This is a genomic window from Actinomadura mexicana, assembly GCF_900188105.1.
In the GTDB taxonomy this organism is placed as follows: Bacteria; Actinomycetota; Actinomycetes; order Streptosporangiales; family Streptosporangiaceae; genus Spirillospora; species Spirillospora mexicana.
In genome coordinates, this window is the sequence record NZ_FZNP01000009.1 from 251,638 (window position 1) to 271,800 (window position 20,163).

A 20,163-nucleotide genomic window follows, 5' to 3' on the forward strand; every position below is an offset into this window, starting at 1 on the left:
CTTGTCACCTGATATATAGGTCGCTGTGCAACCACAGGATCAGGCGGGCGGAGATGACATGTCGCATCCAGCCGAGCCGATCGAGCCACTGTGGTTTCTGGGCGAGCCCTACACCGAACGGACGAGCCTCGCCGCCGCACTGGCGGGCAACTGGGACAAGGCAGCCGATCTTCTCAGCCACGGGATCGCCTGGGACTGGTTACGGCAATTTCCGAGTGATCGCGATCGGGAAGAACCGGACGATCTCCTTGCGCGGTGTCTGGCGACGGACAGGTTCTCCGTTGACGCCAAGCTGATCCACCTGCTCAATTGGCTGGATCCAGGGATACCTGCGACCTACCGTGGCGAGGAGCTCAAGCCAAGGCGCCTTCACGACCTGGCCACGTCCGCACGCGCGCAAGGTGACCCCGGGCGCGGCCTGATCGACGCTCTATGGCGAGAGCGATTGCTGCCCGAGTTCGAGCGGTTTCCGAACGGCAGTGAATTGCAGCAAATTCATGACCGGTGGAGCGAGTTGCACGCCTCCTTCAATCGGTTGAGCGCGACGGCGACGCTTCCATCCGCCGCTCAGACCGCCATCTCCGCGCTGCCGGTGAACGCAGCACTATTGCAACTCGCCACAGACCATGGCGAGCTCATCGAACACCTCACGCGCGTTAGCGAAGCCTGTCGCGCTTCGCTACCTGAACGCGTCGACTGGTTCGAGAGTCTTGCCTCGGAGAACCGCGACGATCCGGTCCGTGTGCTGATCCTCTGCGAATTGTTCCCGGTCGCGAGCAAGGATGCTGAGCGGCACGGGCGAGTACCACCTTCGAAACCGACCGCCCAAGGCGATGACCCCTGGCAAGTGAAACGGCACACCATCCGTGGTTTCGCAACGCTGCCTGCGTTGTTGTGGCTGGCCCTCGGAGCCGGGTTGCTTCACGCCGCATGGAGTGCGACCGGCAGCCTTCTCGTAGGCCTGCACTTCGGCTCGCGATCGGTCGCTCCTGAACCCATAAGCGAGATGTTCGACACCGCCTGGTCAATCCAGGTCCTGGTTGAGGGCGCGTTGTGCGTCCGGTTGGGCGCGGACTATGACAAGGACTGGTGGGCGCTCCGCGGGATTACCAGGCGGCTGAGACCCACCCTGGATTTCACCGCCGAGATGATCAGCGACACCTCCGGCGGGTGTTGTTGCCTCGCTGTGGCAGCCGTAACGATCATGTGGGTGCTCGTCTCTACGACCGTTCTGACCAGCGGCCTAGCCGCCATGCTGGCGGTCGCAGGCGTCCTGGTTCACCTCTACTGGACGGCAGGCCGCTGGTATCGATGGCACCAAGGCCACAAGAACAGCATGCTCTGATCAGTTGATTTCCAGATGAATTGGCGGGTGTAGACCAGAGCATCGTGGCGAGACGTGGGTGCTACGGCTCCTGCCCCAGGACGAAGGTGTGCATCTCAGCAGGCAAGGCTGCTCAGGTATCAGGCGGTGGCTTGGCGGACCGTCAGCAGATGCGTGGCGACAGGTCCGGATCGTCCGGTCTCCGAACGAACCGGGAACGCGACAAATTCGCCCACGGCCACCTTCCGCTTGGCGAGCTTGATGTCGATGTCGACGGTGGTCGACATCGATCACCCTGTTCATTTCGGTCTGCGGCTGCGTCTCGGGGCCGCGGGCATCGTCGGGCGGCGCGTCCGCCGCTCTGTGACCCAGGCCATAAGCAGTTCCTGTCAGCAAACGGGGCGCTGTTCCGCTCAACTCACCGAGAGCAAGCGAACCGACGGGAGCAACCCATGAAGCACCGCATCGTCGTCCTCGGCGCCGGCTATGCCGGGGCCTACGCGGCCGGGGTCCTGGCCCGCCGTCTGTCCCGAGCGGACACCGAGATCACCGTGGTCAACGCTGTGCCGGAGTTCATCCAGCGGCTGCGGCTGCACCAGTTCGCGGCCGGCCGGGAGATCCAGACCCCCAAGCTCACCGACGTCTTCGCGGGCACGGGAATACGGCTGCGCGTGGCCCGTGTCACCGCCGTCGACCCCGAGCGCCGAGTCGTCGCCGTGGCCGACGCCGACGGTGGCGGCGAACTCGGCTACGACACGCTTTTCTACGCGCTCGGCAGCCGCGTCGCCGACCACGGCGTCCCCGGCGTGGTCGAGCACGCCTTCGACGTCGCCGGCCGGCCTTCGGCCGTCCGCCTGCGCGAGCGCCTGGACGACCTGGACAGGCGGGGCGAAGGCGGGAGTGTGCTGGTCGTCGGCGACGGGTGGACCGGCATCGAGACCGCCGCCGAGATCGCCGAACGCCGGCCCGGCCTGTCGGTGACGCTGATCGCCCGCGGCGAGCTGGGCGCCCGGCTCTCCGTCGGAGCCCGCGACCACCTCCGCCGGGCCTGCGACCGGCTGGGCATCACCGTCCTGGAGCACACCAGCGTCGAAGCGGTCGAAGCGACGCGGGTCCTGTGCGCCGGCGGCACCGTCCTGGCGTCCGACGCGACCGTGTGGGCGGCCGGGTTCGCACTCAGCCCCCTCGCCGCCGCCGGCGGGCTGGAGGTCACCGGGAACGGTCAGATCGTCGTCGATCGCACCATGCGGTCGGTCTCGCACCCGAACGTCTACGCGGTCGGCGACTGCGCCCACGCCGTCGGCGACAACGGCCGGCCGTTGCCGATGTCCTGCGCTTCGGCCGGCTACACCAGCAATCAGGCGATCGAAGCGATCGTCGGACGCCTGACCGGCCGCAAGGTCCCCCACACCAAGCTGCTCTTCTACGGCAACCACATCAGTCTCGGGCGGCGGGACGCGATCGTGCAGATGGTCGACGACGAAGGGATGGCGAAGCCGAGGTACGTCGGCGGCTGGAAGGCCGCGAGGATCAAGGCGAGCATCGTCCGGATGTCGCTCTGGGCCACCTCGCACCCGACCTTCTGCATGCCCAAGCGCAAGCGCCGCCTGGCCACGGCGTCCGACCGGTCCGCCGAGACGGCCGCCGCATAGAGTCGCCCGGATGGACAGCACCGCCACCGATCGGTTCGAGGCCAGCCGGAACCGGCTGGCCTCGCTGGCCTACCGGCTGCTGGGCTCGGCCGCCGACGCCGAAGACACCGTGCAGGACGCGTTCCTGCAATGGCAGGCCGCCGACCGGCAGCGCATCAAGGTGCCGGAAGCATGGCTGACGAAGGTCGTCAGCAACCTGTGCCTCGACCGGCTCCGATCGGCACAGGTTCGCCGCGAACGCACTGTGGGTGCCCGGCTGCCCGAACCGCTCCTCGACGGCGACCCGATGCTCGGCCCCGCCGACACCTTCGTGCAGCGCGAATCGGTCTCCCTGGCCGTGCTGACTCTCATGGAGCGCCTCTCACCCCTTGAGCGGGCCGTCTACCTCCTGCGCGAAGCGTTCTCCTACAGCCACGCCGAGATCGCCGAGATCCTCGACATCACCGAGTCCGCAAGCCAGCAGCACCTGCACCGGGCCCGGCGCCGCATCACCGCCGCGCGCCGCCCCGGCGGCGAAGCCGACCCCGCGTCCGCCCGCAGGATCGTCGAGGAATTCTTCGCCGCCGCCTCCTCGGGCCGTACCGAACGGCTGGTGGCGCTGCTCACCGACGACGCGACCGCGATCTCCGACGGCGCCGGCCTCACCGGGGCACCGCTGCGGTACGACACCGCGCAGCGCATCGCCGCCATCGCACGGGCCGGCTTCAACCCCACACCCGCGAAACGACGGCTCGCCGGCGGCACGCCCGCCATCCACTACGCGCTCGTCAACGGCGGCCCCGCCGCCCTCTTCGTGGTCGGCGACCGTGTCGTCGGCGCCGTGGCGTTCGACATCACCGGCGGCAAGATCGCAACCGTGCGCGGCATCGCCGCCCCCACCAGCCTCGCCCGCCTCAACCATGCCTGGCGGCACCACGAACCGGACACGCCGTTCATCACCCAGTGGTGACCTGACGAAGTTCTGGCGCACCATCCGACTCGTCAGGAGCACGGCGTCTCGTGCGATCGGGGCCCGGCAGCACCCGCACGGTCCTGCGCGGGCTTTCCGGGACTAGGCCGTGTTTAAAAAGTGGTGTTGGCCAGGGCTCGCAGCCAGATGTCGATCATGGCGACTTGGATGGTGGCTTGGTAGCGGACGGCGAGCTTGTCGTAGCGGGTGGCCACCGCCCGGTGTTGCTTGAGCAGGTTGATGCCGCATTCCACGGCGTGGCGCTGCCGGTAGGCGTCGGTGTCGAATGCCGGTGGTCGTCCTCCGGCCGAGCCCTTGGCCTTGCGGTGGGCCTGCTGGTCGTCCTTGACCGGGATGGTCGCCCGGATGCCGCGATGGCGCAGGTAGGCCCGGTTGGCTCGGGAGCTGTAGGCCTTGTCGGCCAGGACGCGGTCTGGCCGGTTCCGCGGGCGTCCCGGCCCGAGCCTGGCGACCCGCACCCGCTCCAGCACCGCGGTGAACTGCGGGCTGTCGCCGCGCTGCCCGCCCGTCAGCAGCACCGCCATCGGCTTGCGGCCTTGCTCTGCGGCAAGGTGGATCTTGGTGGTCAGCCCGCCGCGTGAGCGGCCCAGCCCATGATCGGGCGGCTCGAGACCGCCGGTTCCGCCGGGTGGCTCGGCCTGGGCGGTGCCATCGCGGCGGGCACCGGCGGCATGCTGGTGCGCCCGGCAAATGGTGGAGTCCACCGACACCCACCAGCCGACCAGCCCCGCCGCGTCGGCAAAGGCCATCAGCTTCGCCCAGATCAGCGCCCACACCCCGGCTCGCTGCCAGCAGCGAAACAGCCCGTAGACCGACTGCCAGTGGCCGTACCGCTCGGGCACATCCCGCCACGGCGCACCGACCCGCACCCGCCACCGCACACCGTCCACCAGCTGCCTGCGCGTCCATTTGCGAGGCCGGCCCGGCCGCTTGGGCCGGGGAAGCAGCGGCTCCAGCACCCGCCACTGCCGGTCGGTCAGATCCTTACGCGCTCCAATCGATACCCTGGCCACCGAGGTCTCCGTGCAGATGGTCTTCTTGGTCGTTGATCCATCTACCGGAGACCTCACTCATCCCCAGACACGACATGCCGACCTGGGACCAGACTTCCTAAACACGGCCTAGATCGGCCCGTCAACGAGCTCGCCTTCTTGCATGCAGACCGACGACGCCGTCCCAGACGTCTCGACCACCCTGTCGTTTCCCTGGCGAGACCCGGCCCGGTCGCCCCGGTGATCCACCAAATGAGAGTGCCGGCGGGGCCGCCGTTGAACCCGAACCACGCGTTGGGCCGTCAACTCGGTCTTCGACCTTGTGGAACACGGCCGAGCAGGGCCACCAGGCGGACACCCCCGCAGTGCACCTGCCGCCCGGCTGTTAATGCAAAGAATTTCGCGTTACCATGTGACGTGACCCACGGAGAGGGGCGCCGTATGGACGTGAAGCCGCGCGCGACGGGGGCCGTGCGGCCCGGCGGCCGAACGGCGCGCACCCGGGCAGCGGTGTTGGCCGCGGTCCGGGACGAACTGGAGGCCGGCGGATACGCCGGCCTCACCCTGGAGAAGGTGGCCGAGCGTTCGGGCGTGCATCTGGCCACGCTGTACCGGCGATGGCGGACGGTCGAGGGACTCGTCGTCGACCTGCTGGGCGAACTGGGCAGGAGCGAGATCCCGATACCGGACACCGGCTCGTTGAAGGACGACCTCCGGGCGCTCGCGCTGGAGATCGCCGCCCTGTACCGGCAGCCCAGGGCCCGGGCGCTCGTCGAGGGCGTCGTGGCCGCCGCCGTCCGGTCCCCCGAGGCGTCCACCGCCTGGGCGACGGTGATCGCCGAACGCAACCGCCTCGCGTCCCGGATCGTCGAACGGGCCGTAGGACGCGGCGAACTGCCGCCGGGGACCGACGGAATCGCGATCATCAGCGCCGTCGGCGCCCCCGTCTACTACCGCCTGCTCGTCGCCCGCGGACCGGTGGACGACGAGATCGCCGAGAGCGCCGCCGCGGCCGCGCACGCCGCCGCCCTCGGCGGCGTCTTCACCCCCGGCGACTCCCCCGGCCCTCCCTAGGCCGCGGTGTAGACCCGCCGCACCAGCGAAAGGACCCGCAAATGCGTCAGGACATCGAGTTCGTCTCGGCCGGGACGACCCTCCGCGGATGGCTCTACACCCCCGACGGCACCTCTGGCCCGCACCCGGCCGTGGTCGTCACCCACGGACTCGGGGCGGTCAAGGAGCAGTACACCGACGACATCGCCGAAGCGCTCGCCGCGGCCGGGCTGGCGGTCGTCCTCTACGACCACGCCTCGTTCGGCGCGAGCGACGGCGAGCCGCGCCAGGAGGTCGACCCCTGGACACAGATCCAGGGATACCGGGACGCCATCACCTTCCTGTGCACGCGGCCCGAGGTGGACGCCGAGCGCATCGGGGTGTTCGGGTCGAGCTTCTCGGGCGGGCACGTGCTCGTCGTCGGGGCCGTCGACCGGCGGGTCAAGGCCGTCTACTCGCAGGTGCCGGTCGTCAGCGGCGGGACGACCCTGTCGCGGTTCATCCCCAGCGAGGCGCTCGCCGAGGTGCGCAGGAGCTTCGACGCCGACCGGCTCGCCCGGTTCAACGGCGAGGCGCCGGCGATGATCCCCCTCGTCACCGCGACCCCCGGGGAGCCCGCCGCGATGGCCGACCGGGAAACCTACGAGTGGTACCAGACGATCGAGCCGGAGCGCCTGGCGACGTGGCGTAACGAGGTCACGCTCCGGTCGGTGGAGGCGATCGCCGGCTACGAGCCGGGCGACTACATCGCCCGCATCTCCCCTACACCGCTCATGCTCGTCGTCGCCCAGCACGACATCCTCACTCACAGCGACCTGGCCTTCGCCGCCTACGAACGGGCCCTGCACCCCAAGCGGCTCGTCACCCTGTCCGGCGGCCACTTCGTCGTCTACGACCAGGAGTTCAAGAACACGCTCGCCCTCATGACCGAGTTCTTCCTCCGGCATCTCGCCCCCCGGACGGCCGCCTGACCGGCCACCCGAGATTCCTGCGCTCCGCTCGCCGGTGGCGGCTCTGGCACTGAGACTGATCAAGCCTCGCGTCGGAGCCCGCCGCCCTCACGCTTCTCACCTGCGCGGACGTAGTTCCCGGCAAGCACAGCGCTCTCCCGCAACGATCGCGCGGCGGATCGAGGCTTCCACGAGGGCCTGGTCACCGTGGCAGGCCGGTGGAGCACATGTGCAGAACGCCCGAGCACCAGATCCCGTCAAAGACATAACTGCCGGCCGTCAGCCCACGGTGAAACTGAGCATGATTTTGTTGTTGTGCTCATCGTCGTAGATGAGGACCTCAGTTATCTTCAGTGAATTCTGAGTGAGAACCAGCAGCGAACGGCTGGGGTAGGTGTTGGGTTCCTCCGTGGGGGGCTTGAGGATCACGGACCGCACGCCGGTCCGCGACCGGAGCCAGTTGATGACGATGGTGACCTGGCCCTCCAGGTTGCACCCGACGGCGGATGTGTCCTCGCACAGGATCGAGTCGACCTCCACTGTGTTCTCGTGAGTCCTGGTGAGCTCGCTTGAATCACCCGGGATCGTCCCCATCCCCGCGATGGTGTTCATGTTCGCCTCGTAGCGCTGGTTTCCCTGCCTCTCCCGGAACGCCGTCACCGCCCACCCCGCCGTGGGGACGAGCGTCAGGGCGGTGGCGGCCGCCACGAGAGCGATGAGCACAACCTTTTTCCTGCGGGTGCGGGCGGGGCGTTGAGGAAGTTGCGGAGCAGGCGGTTGTGCCGACGGCTGGAGCAGGGTCGGTTGTGCGGGCGGGCGGCCCTGGACGAGCCAGGTGAGCTGGGCGTGCAGGCGATCTAGGGTCGGGCGTTGGGAGGGGTCTCGGTGCAGCAGCGTCCTGAGGATGGGTTCGAGGGGGCCGGCGTGCGCGGGTGGGGTGGGGTCCTGAGTGGCGATGGCGATGAAGACGGCCCCGGTGCTGGCGCCCTCGAACGGGGGGCGTCCCTCCACGGCGGTGTAGAGCGTGGCGCCGAGTGACCACAGGTCGGCGGCGGCCGTGGCCTCTTGGCCGCGGACCTGCTCGGGGGACATGTACGCGGGAGTGCCCAGAACGGCGCCCGTTCCGGTCAGGGTCGCATCGCCTTCGACGGCCGCGATGCCGAAGTCGGTCAGGACGACGCGGTCGTTCTCCAGCAGGACGTTGGCGGGCTTGATGTCACGGTGGGTGATGCCCGCCTGGTGAGCCGCGCGCAGAGCGTCCAGCAGTCGCAACCCTATCTGCGCGACCCGGACGGGCGGCAGCCGTCCCTCGGCCCTCAGCAGGTCGCCCAGGGAACGCCCCCTGACGAGTTCCATGACGATCCAGGGCCGGCCGTCATCACCGGTCACGCGGTCGTGCACGGTGACGATCCCGGGATGCCTGAGCCCGGCCGCGGCGCGCGCCTCTCGGTCCAGCCGGGCGATCCAGGTCTGCCGTGCGGCGTCGTGCAGGTGCTCGGGCAGGCGCAGCTCCTTGACCGCCACCTCACGGTCCAGTTGCTCGTCGTGGGCCCGCCAGACCGCTCCCATGCCGCCCTGACCGAGCAGCGACACCAGCCGGTACCGTCCCGCCAGCACCTGCCCGTCCGCGTCCGCCACCTGTCGCGAGCCGTCCTGCCCCAGCGGTTCCAACGGCGATACCTCTCACAGGAACACTCGTGTCTGAACGAACAGGTGAGATCTTCTCAAAGGCCGCTCGCCTGTGGCGAGGGAACGACCGCCGGAGATCACCCGGTGCTCCAGCTGGTGGATTCTGTGAGCCCTTCCGCGGTCACTGGCGCGGCGCTGCGCAACGGCCGCCGGCGACCGAGGTGACGGTCGACGGGACCAATGTGGCAGAGGGCACAGACTCAGGAACACAGGTCCTGAAATGCTGCCATGCGACCCGTTGGCGCAGTTCACACTCTGCAATGGACGCACCCGAAATGATCACTCGGGCCTTCCATGAGCGCCTGAGCAGCGAGGAGTCGATGTCGTGGCGGAACGGAAGCCGGCGGTTCCGTGGCAGCGCGGGCGACTCGTCTTCGGCGGGCTCCTTTCGGTCGGGCTCGGAACCCTGACCATTGTGGCCGGATCGGGAGGCACCACCGGGCGGCTCGCCCTGCTCGTCACTCTCGCCGGGGTCATCCTCACCCTGGTCATCGATGCCTTCTTCCGTCGCGAGGAGAGCATCCAGCACGACCAGAACCAGCTCGCGGAGATCTCCGCCGCGCTGGCGATCACCAAATCGCTCGCCGACGCCCCCTCCGAGTGCCAGGCGTTCGTCCGCGAGATCGCGGAGCAGTGGATCCGGATCGACCACCGCAACAGCGCGATCCTGCTGAAACTGCGCGAGGCACGGCAGCGAGCGTTCACCGAGGACATGCGCGACCTCGCCAACGGCCAGTCGCCGCTCGGGCGCCGCCAGGAGTTCCGTCCCGGAATCCTGCCCGAGCTGACGAAGATGACCGCCCTCAGCGCGACCGGCAACGATTACTGGTGGACCGGCCGCGATACCACCTATCTCGCGGCGGAGCGGTCCGCGGTCACGGATGGCGGCCTGACGCTGCACCGGATCCTGGTCCTGTCGAATGCCGAGATCGACGGCGTCATGCTCGGGGTGCTACGGGAGCAGCTGGACGCGGGAATCGTGCTGGACGTGGTCATCCGGGAGGAGGTGTCGCCGCTGGACCAGAAATGCCTGACCGGTGACCGTGCCCTGGTCACCGACAAGGGCGGCATCGTCGGTGTGGTCATTCCCGGAAATGACGCGGACGACGCCATGGTCGACGCGGGCCATTTCACCATCAACGAGGACAGGATCGAGAGCACCCGGGACATCCTGCAGACCCTCGCCCCCTACCGGACTCCCGCCGCCGACCTTCTGAAAAGTCACCCGGAATCGGACGACGGGTGACGCCGCCGCCGGAGGAAGCCGGCAGGCCGGCAGGAGACGAGGGGCCGGCCACCGCCACGTCCAGCGGGTCGAGCGCCCCGGGCGATGTGCCGCCGATCCGGCTGCACGACCTGCGGTGCCGCCCGCAGCCGGGTGGAGCGGCCGAAGGGCCCGGTACCGGACTACGCCAGTCGGTCGGGGCCGCCGTCGGGGGCGGCGCGGGCCAGGCCCGTCCGGTAGGCGATGACGACGAGTTGCGCCCGGTCGCGGGCGTCCAGCTTCGTCATGGCGCGCTGCACGTGGGCGCGGACGGTGAAGGGGCTGAGGAACATCCGGTCGGCGATCTCCTGGTTGGACAGGCCGGTCGCGACCAGCGCCACCATCTCGCGTTCGCGCGGGGTGAGCACGGCGAGCCGTTCGGAGTGGTGCGGCGGGGCGTCGTCCGGTGTGGCCAGGAAGCGGGCGACCAGGGAGCGGGTCGCGGCCGGGGACAGCAGAGTGTCCCCGCCGGCGATCGTACGCACGGCGTCCAGCAGGTCCTCGGCCCCGATGCCCTTGCCGATGAAGCCGCCGGCCCCCGCGCGCAGCGCCTGGGCGACGTACTCGTCGGTCTCGTACGTGGTGAGGATCAGGATGCGGCAGGCCCGCAGTTCCGGGTCCGCGCAGATCTCCGACGTGGCGGTGAGACCGTCCACCTCGGGCATCCGGATGTCCATGATCACCACGTCCGGGCGCAGCTCCCGGGTGAGTCTCACCGCCTCCCCGCCGTCGGCGGCCTCGCCGACCACGGTGATGTCTTCGGCGGTCTCGAGAAGCGTCCGGAAGGCACCGCGCAGCAGAGCCTGATCGTCGGCGAGCAGCACCCGGAGCGTCACGGCGCATCCCCGGCCGCTCCGTCGCCCGTCCGTCCGTCGCCTGTCGCTCCCTCGGCCGTCCGCCCCTCGACGGTCGCTGCTCCGTCAGTCCTCCGCGTCTTGTCCTTGGCGGGAGGGAGGGGCAGCTGGGTGGAGACGAGAAAACCGCCCTCCGGGCGCCGGCCCGCGGAGAGGTGTCCCCCGACTGCGGTGGCGCGTTCACGCATCCCGATCAGACCGTAACCGGGCGGACGGTCCGCTCCCGTGGACGCGGTCGGCGCCGTCCGGGCGCCCCCTCCGTCGTCGGCGACGGTGATGGTCACGCGATCGCGGTTCCAGGCGAGGCGCACCCGGGCGCTACCGGTACCGGCGTGCTTGGTCACGTTGGTCAACGCCTCCTGGACGATGCGGTAGGCGGTCAGGTCCACTCCCGGCGCCAGCGGCCTGGCCGTGCCCTCCTGGTGCACCGACACCTCCAGACCCGCGCGGCGGAAGGACTCGAGAAGCGTGGGAAGCCGGGACAGGCCGGGCGCCGGTTCGGCGGGCGCGGCCGCGTCCCCGGTCTGACGCAGCAGACCCACCGTGGCCCGCAGGTCGTCGAGCGCGTCGCCGGTGGTCTCGACGAGCTCCTTCAGGCTCTTGCGGGTCTGCTCCGGTCGGACGTCGAAGAGGTGGGCGGCGACCGTGGCCTGCGCGTTGGCCAGGGTGATCTGATGGGCCACGAGGTCGTGCAGTTCCCGGGCGATGCGCACCCGTTCCTCGGCCACTCTCCGGCGCGCCTCGCTGTCCCGGCTCTCCTCGGCCCGCCGGGCCCGCTCCTCCATGGCCGCCAGGTAGGCCCGCCGGTTCCGCGCCGAGTGACCGAGTACGCCGGCCACCAGCGGGAACGCCGCCACCGCTGCCACCCTGCTCGCGTCCTTCCACGAGAGGGCACCGAACAGGGGGGCCGAGGCGACCAGCAGCGCGACGGAGGTGAGCGACACCGCGCTCGCCGCGTGTTGGTCGGTGCGCACGGTGAGCGAGTAGGCGGCGATCACTGCCGGGGCCACGATGAGCGGGCTCAGCAGGAGGCCCGAGAACGGCACCAGCACGCCGCACGCGGTCGTGACCGCCATGGCGGCCAGGGGCGCCCGATGCCGCAGCGGCAGCACGGCGCAGGACACCACCGCGATGAGGCAGGCGGCGGCGGGCGGCGGTGACAGCGTGCTGCCGTCGTCCTGCAGCATGCCGCCGAGCAGGCAGAGCGCGAACGCCGTCGCCGTGATCGCTCCCTGGCGCCACCACCCGCCGCGTGGTCGCGGGGCACCGCCACCCGTGTTCGTCATGGCCGGCTCAGTCCCGGCCGACGGCGAACCGCGGCACCGCCGCGTCCGGCACGGTCACCGAGGCAGGGACCTGCCTGCCGAGTCTCTCACCCTCGATGTCCACGTTCGGCAGCACGCGGTTCAGGATACGAGGCAGCCACCAGGCCCGGCGGCCGAGCAGTGCCAGGACCGCGGGTGCGATCGCCATCCGGACCACGAAGGCGTCGAAGGCGACGGCGGCGGCCAGGCCGACGCCCATCGTCTGGATGGTCGGGCTGCTCATGCCGATGAATCCGGCGAACACGCTGATCATGATGATCGCGGCCGCGGCCACCACACGTCCGCTGTGCCGGAATCCGTCGACGATCGCCTCGCCGGGGGACGCGCCATGGACGTGGGCCTCCCGCATCCGGGTGAAGAGGAAGACCTCGTAGTCCATGGCGAGGCCGAACACTATTCCGATGATGAGGATCGGCATCAGCGACATGACCGGTCCGGTCTGCTCGATGCCGATCAGGTCCGCCGCCCAGCCCCACTGGAAGACGGCGACGAGGACGCCGAAGGCGGCGGCCACCGACAGCAGGAAGCCGAGCGCGGCCTTGACCGGGACCAGGACCGACCGGAAGACCACCGTCAGCAGGAGCACCGCCAGGCCGATGACCACGGTCAGGTAGGGGATGAGGGCGTCGGACATGGCTTCGGAGATGTCGATGTTCATCGCGGTGGTGCCGGTCACCGCGATGTCGGCGCCCGTGTCGGCCTCGACTCCGGAGACCGCGCCCCGGATCGCGTGCACCAGGTCCTTGGTCTCGCCGCTGTTCGGCGCGGTCCGCGGGACGGCGGTGAGGACGGCCGTGTCCTTGCTCCGGCTGAGAACCGGATCACCGACCGACGCGACCCCGTCCACTCCCCGGACGGTCTTGGCGACCAGGTCCGCGGCGGCTCCGGCGTCCCCGGACTCCGACGTGTCCACGACCACGGTCAACGGGCCGTTGAAGCCGGGTCCGAAGCCTTCTGACAGCAGGTCGTAGGCACGGCGCTGGGTGGTCTCCACCGACTTGGACTCGTCCCCGGGCAGCCCGAGTTCGAGGCTCAGCGCCGGTAGGGCGACGGCCCCGAGACCGAGTCCGGCGATCATCAGCACGGTGACCGGCCGGCGCAGCACGAACCGCGCCCAGCGGGTCCCGAGCCCAGGCCGGCCGTCCGCGGTGGGCACCCGGTGCGGGCCCTCGTTTCCCGGCCGGGTGGCCTTGCGGACGGCACGGGACAGTATCCGCCGGCCGAAGAAGCCGAACAGCGCGGGGACCAGGGTCAGTGCGACGAGTACGGCAAGGGCCACGGCGCCCGCGCCGCCCAAGCCCATCTTGGTGAGTTCCGGAATTCCGACGACCCCCAGCCCGACCAGAGCGATGAAGACGGTCGCGCCGGCGAAGACGACGGCGGATCCGGCCGTGCCCACCGCACGGCCGGCGGCCTCCTCCGGCTCGCTGCCCTGGGCGCGCTCGTCGCGGAAGCGGGAGGTGATGAAGAGGGCGTAGTCGATGCCGACCGCCAGCCCCAGCATCAGCGCCAGGATGGCGACGGTGGACGTCAGGCCCAGCGGAACGGCCAGCGCCGAGACCAGGCCGAAGGCGATGGCCACGCCCACGAAGGCGGTCAGCAGCGGCAACCCGGCCGCGACCAGCGACCCGAGGGCGAGGATCAGCACCACCGCCGCCACCGCCACGCCGACGATCTCCGTCGTACCGCCCGGTTCCTCCTCCGAGTCCAGGGCCGAGCCGCCGATCTCCACGGTCAGCCCCGCGTCCCGGGCCTGGCTCGCGGCGCCCTCCAGGGCGCTCTTCGTCGGCCCGGTCAGGTCGACGGCGTCCGCGGTGTAGGTGACCGTGGAGTAGGCGATGGTGCCGTCCCCGCTGACAGCGCCGGTCTCGAAAGGGTCGGTGGCCGACGCGACCTGACCGCCGCCGTGCAGCGAGCCGAGCGTGTCCTCGACGGCCGCCTTGTACTCCCCGGCCGTCACCCGCTGCCCGTCCGGGGCCTGGAACACCAGGCGGGCCTCGGCCCCTTGGGAGTTGCTCTGGGGAAAGCGCTCGTCCAGCAGGTCGAACGCCTTCTGCGACTCGGTGCCGGGCATGGAGAGGTCCTCCTCCTGCCCGGCCGGCGCCATGGCGGCTGCGGCCACGGCCAGCACCAGTGCCCCCAGCCACAGACCGGTCACGAGCCGGCGCCGCCGGAAGGCCCACCGTCCGATCCGGTAGAGAAAAGTCGCCACCTGCTGATCACTCCAGACACCGCTAGGGAAGGGGGATGCGCGGGATTCACGCGCCTCCCACACTTCCCTCCGGCGCCCCGCCGGGCATCGTCCCCCGTCACCGCCTTCCTCTGGTGCACCCGGACCAGCCCCTCACGTGGCCTGGTGCCTGCGCACTACAAGATCGAGTCTCACCCTTCGCGGCCAACGGGTCGTGTTCCGTCTCCCTCAGCTCACCGCCCCCTCGGGCGCCCGCACGACTCCACCGGTCGTTATCCGGCCGCGTCCTGGGCGATCGCCGGCGTGCTGCGGTTTTTCCTTGGCCTCCTTGATACAAGTAATGGCAAGTCCGTTTTCGGACTGCTGTCGAGCCCAGCCAAAGCTCGCCGCCGCCAAAGAAAGAGAGGTCACAATGAGCCAGTGCCAGAAGTGTTACCGCACGCTCCAGGACTGCCCGGGATGCAATGGCGGCCGCGCCGGCGTCAGCCCCTTGGGCGACCGGCTGACCTGCAATAAGTGCCGGAACACCGGCCAGGTCTGCCCGGAGCACGAGGGCCACTGGAAGAAGTGAGCCGATGACGGGCTTCCTGATCATCACAGGCTTCATGCTGCTGGTCATCTGGGCGGTCTTCACCCAGGTGGCGGGTCGGCAGCAACTGGACGTCCCCACCGCGCTGCCCCTCGAAGAGGCCAGGCAGGTCGTGCTGGAGTCATTCGGCGTGGCCTGGAGTCGCACCGATGGGCTCGGAATGGACAACTTCCGACCTCGGATGCGCCTGCACAGTCCGACCATTTCGACCAACTACGCGCCGGCCGAGGACGTCGGAGCCATCGTGCACATCTGGGTGTCGCACTACACCATGCAGGCCGGATTCATCCGGCTCCATTCTCAACTGTGCTGGCGGAAGAAGCGCTACGTGGCCCGCAGGCTGCGGCACGCGACGACGCCCGCGGGCCGCTCGCCGGCCTCCTCGCCTACGCGCTCTGGCAGCGAACCGGCGGTGCGCCGACCGACGACGACCTCGACCGAATCATCGAGCACGCCGGCCCCGCCTGGGAGCTACTCGAACCGGAGGAGGGCCGGACGCTGGTCGGCCTCCTGCTCGGGACCGCCCTGCACGACCGGCTGCCCCGCACACGCCGCGGGCACGCCGCCGACCTCGCCGACATCAGAAGGGCCACGGCCGTCCTCACCGAGGTGGAGCCCGCCTTCCGGGACGACGCGGAGCTGTGCTCGCCCATCGCGGTCATGATCGGGCTCCTGCTCGCGGCACGGGGCCAGCTCACCTCGGACCGGGCCGATCTGGAGGCCGCCGGGCCATGGCTGGTCCGGGCGCTGGGGAAGCTGCCGGCGGGCACCCCGCCCGACGACGTGATCGTCCGCAACGCGGCGATGGGGCTGGTGACCCGGTCGGCGTACGACATGTCGGCGGCCGACACCACCACCGCGATCACCCTGCTGCGCTCGATCCTCGACGTCCCGGACGGCGAGCAACGGGGATGGACCCGCGCCGCGCTCGGCATCGTGCTCTGCCAGCGTGACGAGAGCCTGGCGGAAGGGATCTGGCACCTGGAGGCGGCGTACGCGGAGCTTCCGCCGGACGGTCCGGACCGGATCACCGTCGCCGATGCCCTCGCGGGTGCGCTGACGCGGCGCTTCAACGAGAGCCGTGACCGGGAGGACACCAAGGCCGCCCTGCACTACCGCGCGATCGTCGAGGAGTACGTCCGGCGCGACGTGGACGACGGGTACTTCTCGCCCGACATGCCCGCGCTGCTCCGGGCCGGCCGGGCCGGCCTCGACATCGTTCGCGGCATCCTCGGCGCGGGGGACGATCTCGTCGACCGGGGTGTGGCGGACATGCGTTCCGTGCTGGACTCGCTGCCCGAGTCGCATCCGCACCGCGCGCGCATGCGGACCGAACTCGGCACTGGTCTGGTCGTGCACGGGATCGCGGGCCGCGGCGGCGCGGCCGCGTTCCTGGAGGCGGCCGACCATCTGAGCGCCGGCCTGGACGAACAGCCGCCCGGCCACCCGGCCAGGCCGCACACGCTGCTGCGCGCCGCCGGCGGTCACCTGCTGATCGCGATCGGCACGCAGGGCCGCGCGGCGGCGGAGGAGGGCATGCGGATCGCCGATCTCGGCCTGGCCGAGGAGGCGGGCGACCCGGGTGTCCGGATCCGGCTGAGATTCTTCGCCGCGGCCGCACGGTACGCGCTCGGGCAGATCACTCGCGACCCCGCCTGGTACGCCGAGGCCGCGTCCCGGCTGGAAGCGCTGCTGGCGGACCCGGACGCGCAGCCCAACCCCGACGTCGAGGCCGGGATACGGATGATGCTGGCCGTGACACGCCGGGAGGAGGGGCACCACGAGGCCGCACGCGAGGCCGGCCTCGGCGCACTGCGGGCGCACGGCAAGGCCGTCCTGCTGCAGACCGGCACCGGCCAGGCGCTCGCCCGTGCCCGGTCGGTCTATCCGGAGGCGGAGCGGATCATCGACTGGCATGTGGGGGACGGCGACCTCGAGGGGGCGGTGTCCGCCCTGGAACTCGGGCGCGGGCTCGTCCTGCACGCCGCGACCTCCGCCGCCGACCTGCCGTCCCTGCTGGAGGACGCGGGACACGGTCCGCTGGCCGCCGAATGGCGCGCCGTTCCCGACGCGTACGGCACGCGGCCGTGGGAGCGCGGCGGGGACCCGGCGGAGCTGCTCACGGAGCTGCTCACGGCGCAGGGCGGGCTGATCGCGCCGAGCGAACTGGGACGCCGGGCGCTGGCCGCGCTGGACGGCAGCGCCGCGGAGACCCACCTGCTCAGCCCGCCGTCCGTGGCGGACATCGCGCAGGCGCTGGCGACCACCGGCGCCGACGCGCTGGTCTATCTACTGCCCCCGACGCCGGGCAAGGCGGGCACCGGCGTCGTCGTCACCGCGGCGGGACGGCTCCTTGCGCTCTCGATGCCGCTGCTCACGGCCGAGTACAGCGGGATCCTGGACGACTACATCGACGCGGGCAAGGCGCTGCTGGACATCACGGAGGCGACCGGGGCACGCGATGGCGCCCGCGATGCCAGCGCGTTGAACCGCTGGCGGCGGGCTCTGGATTCCCTGTGCAACTGGGCCCATATGGCCGTGCTGCGGCCGCTGCTCCGGCTTTGCGCGGAGCACTGGCCCGGCCGGGAGCCGCGGCTGGTGCTGGTCCCGGTGGGAAGGCTCAGCGTGGTGCCGTGGCATGCCGCCCGCCACCGCCCCAGAGAGGCGGGGCCGTCGCGCTACGCCTGCGCCGACGCGGTCATCTCCTACGCCGTGTCCGGGCGCCAGCTGGTGGACGTCGCCCAGCGCGACGTCCGGCCGCTGGGAGACGATCCGCTGATCGTGAGCGACTGCTCCGAAACCCTCTACTACGCGCCCATCGAATGTCAGGAGATACGTCTCCGCTTCTTCCCCGGCGCGCGCCTTCTCGGGCCTGGGAGCCTCACCGGGGCCACGGGTTCCGGCACTCCGGACGAGGTGCTGGAGGGCTTCCCCGCACCGGGCCGTCCCGGCGCGTCGGACGTCCACCTGGCCTGCCACGCCTTCGCCGGGGACGAGCCCGCGAAGTCGTTCTTCCACCTGGCGGGCGGGCAGCCACTGACGATCGAGCGGATCCTGCGCACCGCGCACGGGCGTGACCCAGCCGCCCCGGGCGGCCGGGTCAGCGCGGTCGCCTGCGTCAGCGACCTCGCCGTGAGCGACTACGACGAGTCGCTCACCCTGTCGACGGCCATCCTCACCGCGGGCCCGGTCACCGCTGTGGGTTCCCGATGGGAGATCCCGGACAGGGCGGCGTCCCTGCTCATGTTCACCTACTACCACCATCTCCACCGGGGACTGTCCCCGCGGGACGCGCTCCGGGCAGCGCAGCTATGGATGCTCGACCCGACGCGCGAAGCACCGGAGGGGATGGGACCTGAGCTGCGCCGCGCGATGGAAGAGGACGAGGACGACCCGGAACCCCCGCTGGACGACGTGTACTCCTGGGCGGCCTTCACACACCAGGGCCGATGAGACGCCGCCGCGGCGGCGCGGTGTGCGACCCCACCCGGTGCGGCTTACTTCTGCTGGTCGGCGAGCCACTGGTCGAAGGTGGTCGGCGTGATGCGGGCGTCCGGGCCGGGGAGCAGTACGTTGCCGGCCGTCTCCAGGCCGAACATCGTCGACCACGTCGGCACGAGCTTCACCGTGCGGCCACGGGCTTCGTTGGTGCGCCGGGCCATGTCGACCAGGTCCTGCGGGTCGGGCCCGGCGACGTCGCTGTAACGTCCCTGCGGCCGGCCCGTCGCGATCTCGGCGAGGACGTCGGCCACGTCCGCGGGCGCGACCGGCTGCACCAGCAGCGGCGCGATCGTGGCGACGCCGTCCCGCTCGGTCCAGCTCGTCACCATCGCGGCGAAGTCGTGGAACTGCGTGGCCGGGACGATCGTCCACGGCACCGGACCGGCGGAGACCAGGCGCTCCTGCTCTCGCTTGCCGACGTAGTGCGCGTTGCCTTCGATGCGGTCGACCCCCGCGATCGACAGCAGCACGTGGTGGCCGACGCCGGCCCGCTCCTCGGCGGCGAGCAGGTTCCGCGTGACGGCACCGAAGAAGGCCACCGTCTCGGCCGCGTCGGCGGCGGTGCTGTTGGTGACGTCGACGACCGCCCCTACGCCGGCCAACGCCTCGTCGAGCCCCTCGCCGGTCGTCAGGTCCACGCCGAGCGAGCGGCTGATGCGCACGACTTCGTGGCCGTCCCGCCGGAGAGCGGCGACGGTGAGGGTTCCGATGTTCCCGGTCGCACCGGCAACGGCGATCCGCATGGTGGTCTCCCTTGTCCTCGTGATCGGGCCGGAGCTTATCACGGACTAAATAGATCCATGGTATCTGCGATAAACTTCGGCTGTGAAGCTTCCCGCAAGCACCGAATGGGTTCTGCACTGCGCGACCACACTGGCTCAGCTGGATCGAGGAGTCAGCGCGTCGACGGCGCAGTTGGCGCAGTACTACGACCTGCCGGCGCCCTATCTCGCCAAGCAGCTGAAGGCCCTCGTCAAGGCCGGCCTGCTCGCCGCGACCGCGGGCCCGCGAGGAGGATTCCGGCTCGCACGACCCGGCTCCGAGATCACGCTCCTGCAGATCGTGGAGGCCGTCGACGGCACGTCCTCACCGTATGAGTGCCGCGAGATCCGCCAGCAGGGCCGGGGGGCACTGCCGCCCGGCGAGTGCCGGAACACCTGTGTCCTTGCCGCGAAGATGGCCGACGCGCACCAGGCATGGCGGGACAGCCTCTCCGGCGTCACCCTGGCCGATGTCCTTGACACCCTCCCGCCGTCGGCGCCGGCCCGCACCCGAGCACGCCTGGCGGAGATGACATAGCTCTGGACCTTCGGCCCATCAGCTTGCCTCGCGTCGCTTCTTCCATTCGGCGACGACGGCCTCGACGTGCTTGCGGATGTCGTCACTGCGGTCCGCGCTGCCGTTGACGTCACGGCACGCCTGGTCGTACTCGGCCCACAGGGCATCGTCGGCAAGGCGGAACTTGCGTTGCGGACTGCCCGGTGTAGGGATGTCAGCCGCCCAGCTTCACGACCAGCGAGCGCAGGTGAGGTGTCGCGGCGTTCTCCTGGCCGCGCTTCCCCCATGCCGCGATGTGCTCGCTGATCAGCTCGGCGAGGCTCGCACGCTCGTCGTCGCTGAGATCGACCGTGGTCGTGGTGTTGGTCCGGCAGTGGTAGGCCGTGAAGAGGATGTCTCCGACCGCCTGTTCGGCCGCCGAGGGCTTGCGGTTGCGCTGAGCATGCCAATCGGCATTGTTGTTGACGACGCCCCAACCGTGCAGGGCTTCGTGGTTGGTGAGTTCGAGCCTCATGGGGCCGGTGCCTCTCG

16 protein-coding genes are annotated in these 20,163 nt (G+C 70.6%); 8 read left to right on the forward strand and 8 right to left on the reverse strand.

The features are described 5' to 3' along the window. Positions 1 to 58: 58 nt before the first annotated feature. Positions 59 to 1,345: a hypothetical protein gene (locus CHC11_RS24150; protein WP_089314071.1), complete on the forward strand. Its 1,287-nt coding sequence runs from the start codon at positions 59 to 61 to the stop codon at positions 1,343 to 1,345. A gap of 119 nt (positions 1,346 to 1,464) precedes the next feature. Here the strand turns inward: CHC11_RS24150 and CHC11_RS41565 are convergent, their stop codons facing one another. Next, on the reverse strand, positions 1,465 to 1,611 hold the full coding sequence (locus CHC11_RS41565; protein ID WP_179278975.1) for a hypothetical protein: 147 nt from the start codon (positions 1,609 to 1,611) through the stop codon (positions 1,465 to 1,467). A gap of 165 nt (positions 1,612 to 1,776) precedes the next feature. On the opposite strand from CHC11_RS41565, the gene CHC11_RS24155 reads away from it, so the two are divergent. Both CHC11_RS24155 and CHC11_RS24160 read left to right on the forward strand, forming a co-directional pair. Next, positions 1,777 to 2,976, forward strand: coding sequence for an NAD(P)/FAD-dependent oxidoreductase (locus tag CHC11_RS24155; RefSeq protein ID WP_089314072.1), 1,200 nt, complete (start codon positions 1,777 to 1,779; stop codon positions 2,974 to 2,976). 10 nt (positions 2,977 to 2,986) lie between these two features. Continuing rightward, positions 2,987 to 3,925 (forward strand): sigma-70 family RNA polymerase sigma factor, encoded by a 939-nt coding sequence (locus tag CHC11_RS24160; protein ID WP_089314073.1) that lies wholly within the window; start codon positions 2,987 to 2,989, stop codon positions 3,923 to 3,925. Positions 3,926 to 4,038: 113 nt separating this feature from the next. On the opposite strand, the gene CHC11_RS24165 is transcribed toward CHC11_RS24160, so the two are convergent. After that, entirely contained in the window at positions 4,039 to 4,959 is a 921-nt protein-coding gene (locus CHC11_RS24165) for an IS5 family transposase (RefSeq protein ID WP_089314074.1), read from the reverse strand. Positions 4,960 to 5,379: 420 nt separating this feature from the next. Here CHC11_RS24165 and CHC11_RS24170 point away from each other — a divergent pair, with 420 nt between their 5' ends. Together CHC11_RS24170 and CHC11_RS24175 are read left to right on the forward strand one after the other, a co-directional pair. Then, entirely contained in the window at positions 5,380 to 6,012 is a 633-nt protein-coding gene (locus CHC11_RS24170; protein WP_089314075.1) for a TetR/AcrR family transcriptional regulator, read from the forward strand. Positions 6,013 to 6,053: 41 nt separating this feature from the next. Beyond that, complete coding sequence (locus tag CHC11_RS24175) at positions 6,054 to 6,962, forward strand: alpha/beta hydrolase (RefSeq protein ID WP_089314076.1); 909 nt, start codon at positions 6,054 to 6,056, stop codon at positions 6,960 to 6,962. 258 nt (positions 6,963 to 7,220) lie between these two features. Here the strand turns inward: CHC11_RS24175 and CHC11_RS24180 are convergent, their stop codons facing one another. Beyond that, positions 7,221 to 8,612 (reverse strand): serine/threonine-protein kinase, encoded by a 1,392-nt coding sequence (locus CHC11_RS24180; protein WP_143227247.1) that lies wholly within the window; start codon positions 8,610 to 8,612, stop codon positions 7,221 to 7,223. Between the two features lie 343 nt (positions 8,613 to 8,955). On the opposite strand from CHC11_RS24180, the gene CHC11_RS24185 reads away from it, so the two are divergent. Further along, on the forward strand, positions 8,956 to 9,876 hold the full coding sequence (locus tag CHC11_RS24185; RefSeq protein WP_089314078.1) for a hypothetical protein: 921 nt from the start codon (positions 8,956 to 8,958) through the stop codon (positions 9,874 to 9,876). A 161-nt stretch (positions 9,877 to 10,037) separates the two neighbouring features. On the opposite strand, the gene CHC11_RS24190 is transcribed toward CHC11_RS24185, so the two are convergent. From CHC11_RS24190 to CHC11_RS24200, 3 genes are read right to left on the reverse strand one after another with little or no spacing between them, the layout of a single operon-like run. Further along, positions 10,038 to 10,730: a response regulator transcription factor gene (locus tag CHC11_RS24190; RefSeq protein ID WP_089314079.1), complete on the reverse strand. Its 693-nt coding sequence runs from the start codon at positions 10,728 to 10,730 to the stop codon at positions 10,038 to 10,040. After that, on the reverse strand, positions 10,727 to 12,034 hold the full coding sequence (locus CHC11_RS24195; protein WP_089314080.1) for a sensor histidine kinase: 1,308 nt from the start codon (positions 12,032 to 12,034) through the stop codon (positions 10,727 to 10,729). The genes CHC11_RS24190 and CHC11_RS24195 overlap by 4 nt, the downstream gene beginning before the upstream one ends. 7 nt (positions 12,035 to 12,041) lie before the next feature. Then, the gene (locus CHC11_RS24200) at positions 12,042 to 14,285 is read right to left on the reverse strand and encodes an MMPL family transporter (protein WP_089314081.1); all 2,244 of its coding nucleotides are present in this window, start codon (positions 14,283 to 14,285) and stop codon (positions 12,042 to 12,044) included. Between the two features lie 874 nt (positions 14,286 to 15,159). On the opposite strand from CHC11_RS24200, the gene CHC11_RS24205 reads away from it, so the two are divergent. Further along, positions 15,160 to 18,306: a CHAT domain-containing protein gene (locus tag CHC11_RS24205; RefSeq protein WP_089314082.1), complete on the forward strand. Its 3,147-nt coding sequence runs from the start codon at positions 15,160 to 15,162 to the stop codon at positions 18,304 to 18,306. 44 nt (positions 18,307 to 18,350) lie between these two features. Here the strand turns inward: CHC11_RS24205 and CHC11_RS24210 are convergent, their stop codons facing one another. Further along, complete coding sequence (locus CHC11_RS24210) at positions 18,351 to 19,097, reverse strand: SDR family oxidoreductase (protein WP_089314083.1); 747 nt, start codon at positions 19,095 to 19,097, stop codon at positions 18,351 to 18,353. 82 nt (positions 19,098 to 19,179) lie between these two features. On the opposite strand from CHC11_RS24210, the gene CHC11_RS24215 reads away from it, so the two are divergent. Then, on the forward strand, positions 19,180 to 19,653 hold the full coding sequence (locus CHC11_RS24215; RefSeq protein WP_089314084.1) for an RrF2 family transcriptional regulator: 474 nt from the start codon (positions 19,180 to 19,182) through the stop codon (positions 19,651 to 19,653). Positions 19,654 to 19,846: 193 nt separating this feature from the next. Here the strand turns inward: CHC11_RS24215 and CHC11_RS24220 are convergent, their stop codons facing one another. Then, complete coding sequence (locus tag CHC11_RS24220) at positions 19,847 to 20,146, reverse strand: hypothetical protein (RefSeq protein ID WP_089314085.1); 300 nt, start codon at positions 20,144 to 20,146, stop codon at positions 19,847 to 19,849. Positions 20,147 to 20,163 lie beyond the last annotated feature (17 nt).

Bases quoted from the DNA above. Each gene is read 5' to 3' on its own strand.
- CHC11_RS24150 (WP_089314071.1), top strand. From the start codon at position 59: ATGTCGCATCCAGCCGAGCCGATCGAGCCACTGTGGTTTCTGGGCGAG.
- CHC11_RS41565 (WP_179278975.1), bottom strand. From the start codon at position 1,611: ATGTCGACCACCGTCGACATCGACATCAAGCTCGCCAAGCGGAAGGTG.
- CHC11_RS24155 (WP_089314072.1), top strand. From the start codon at position 1,777: ATGAAGCACCGCATCGTCGTCCTCGGCGCCGGCTATGCCGGGGCCTAC.
- CHC11_RS24160 (WP_089314073.1), top strand. From the start codon at position 2,987: ATGGACAGCACCGCCACCGATCGGTTCGAGGCCAGCCGGAACCGGCTG.
- CHC11_RS24170 (WP_089314075.1), top strand. From the start codon at position 5,380: ATGGACGTGAAGCCGCGCGCGACGGGGGCCGTGCGGCCCGGCGGCCGA.
- CHC11_RS24175 (WP_089314076.1), top strand. From the start codon at position 6,054: ATGCGTCAGGACATCGAGTTCGTCTCGGCCGGGACGACCCTCCGCGGA.
- CHC11_RS24195 (WP_089314080.1), bottom strand. From the start codon at position 12,034: ATGACGAACACGGGTGGCGGTGCCCCGCGACCACGCGGCGGGTGGTGG.
- CHC11_RS24210 (WP_089314083.1), bottom strand. From the start codon at position 19,097: ATGCGGATCGCCGTTGCCGGTGCGACCGGGAACATCGGAACCCTCACC.
- CHC11_RS24220 (WP_089314085.1), bottom strand. From the start codon at position 20,146: ATGAGGCTCGAACTCACCAACCACGAAGCCCTGCACGGTTGGGGCGTC.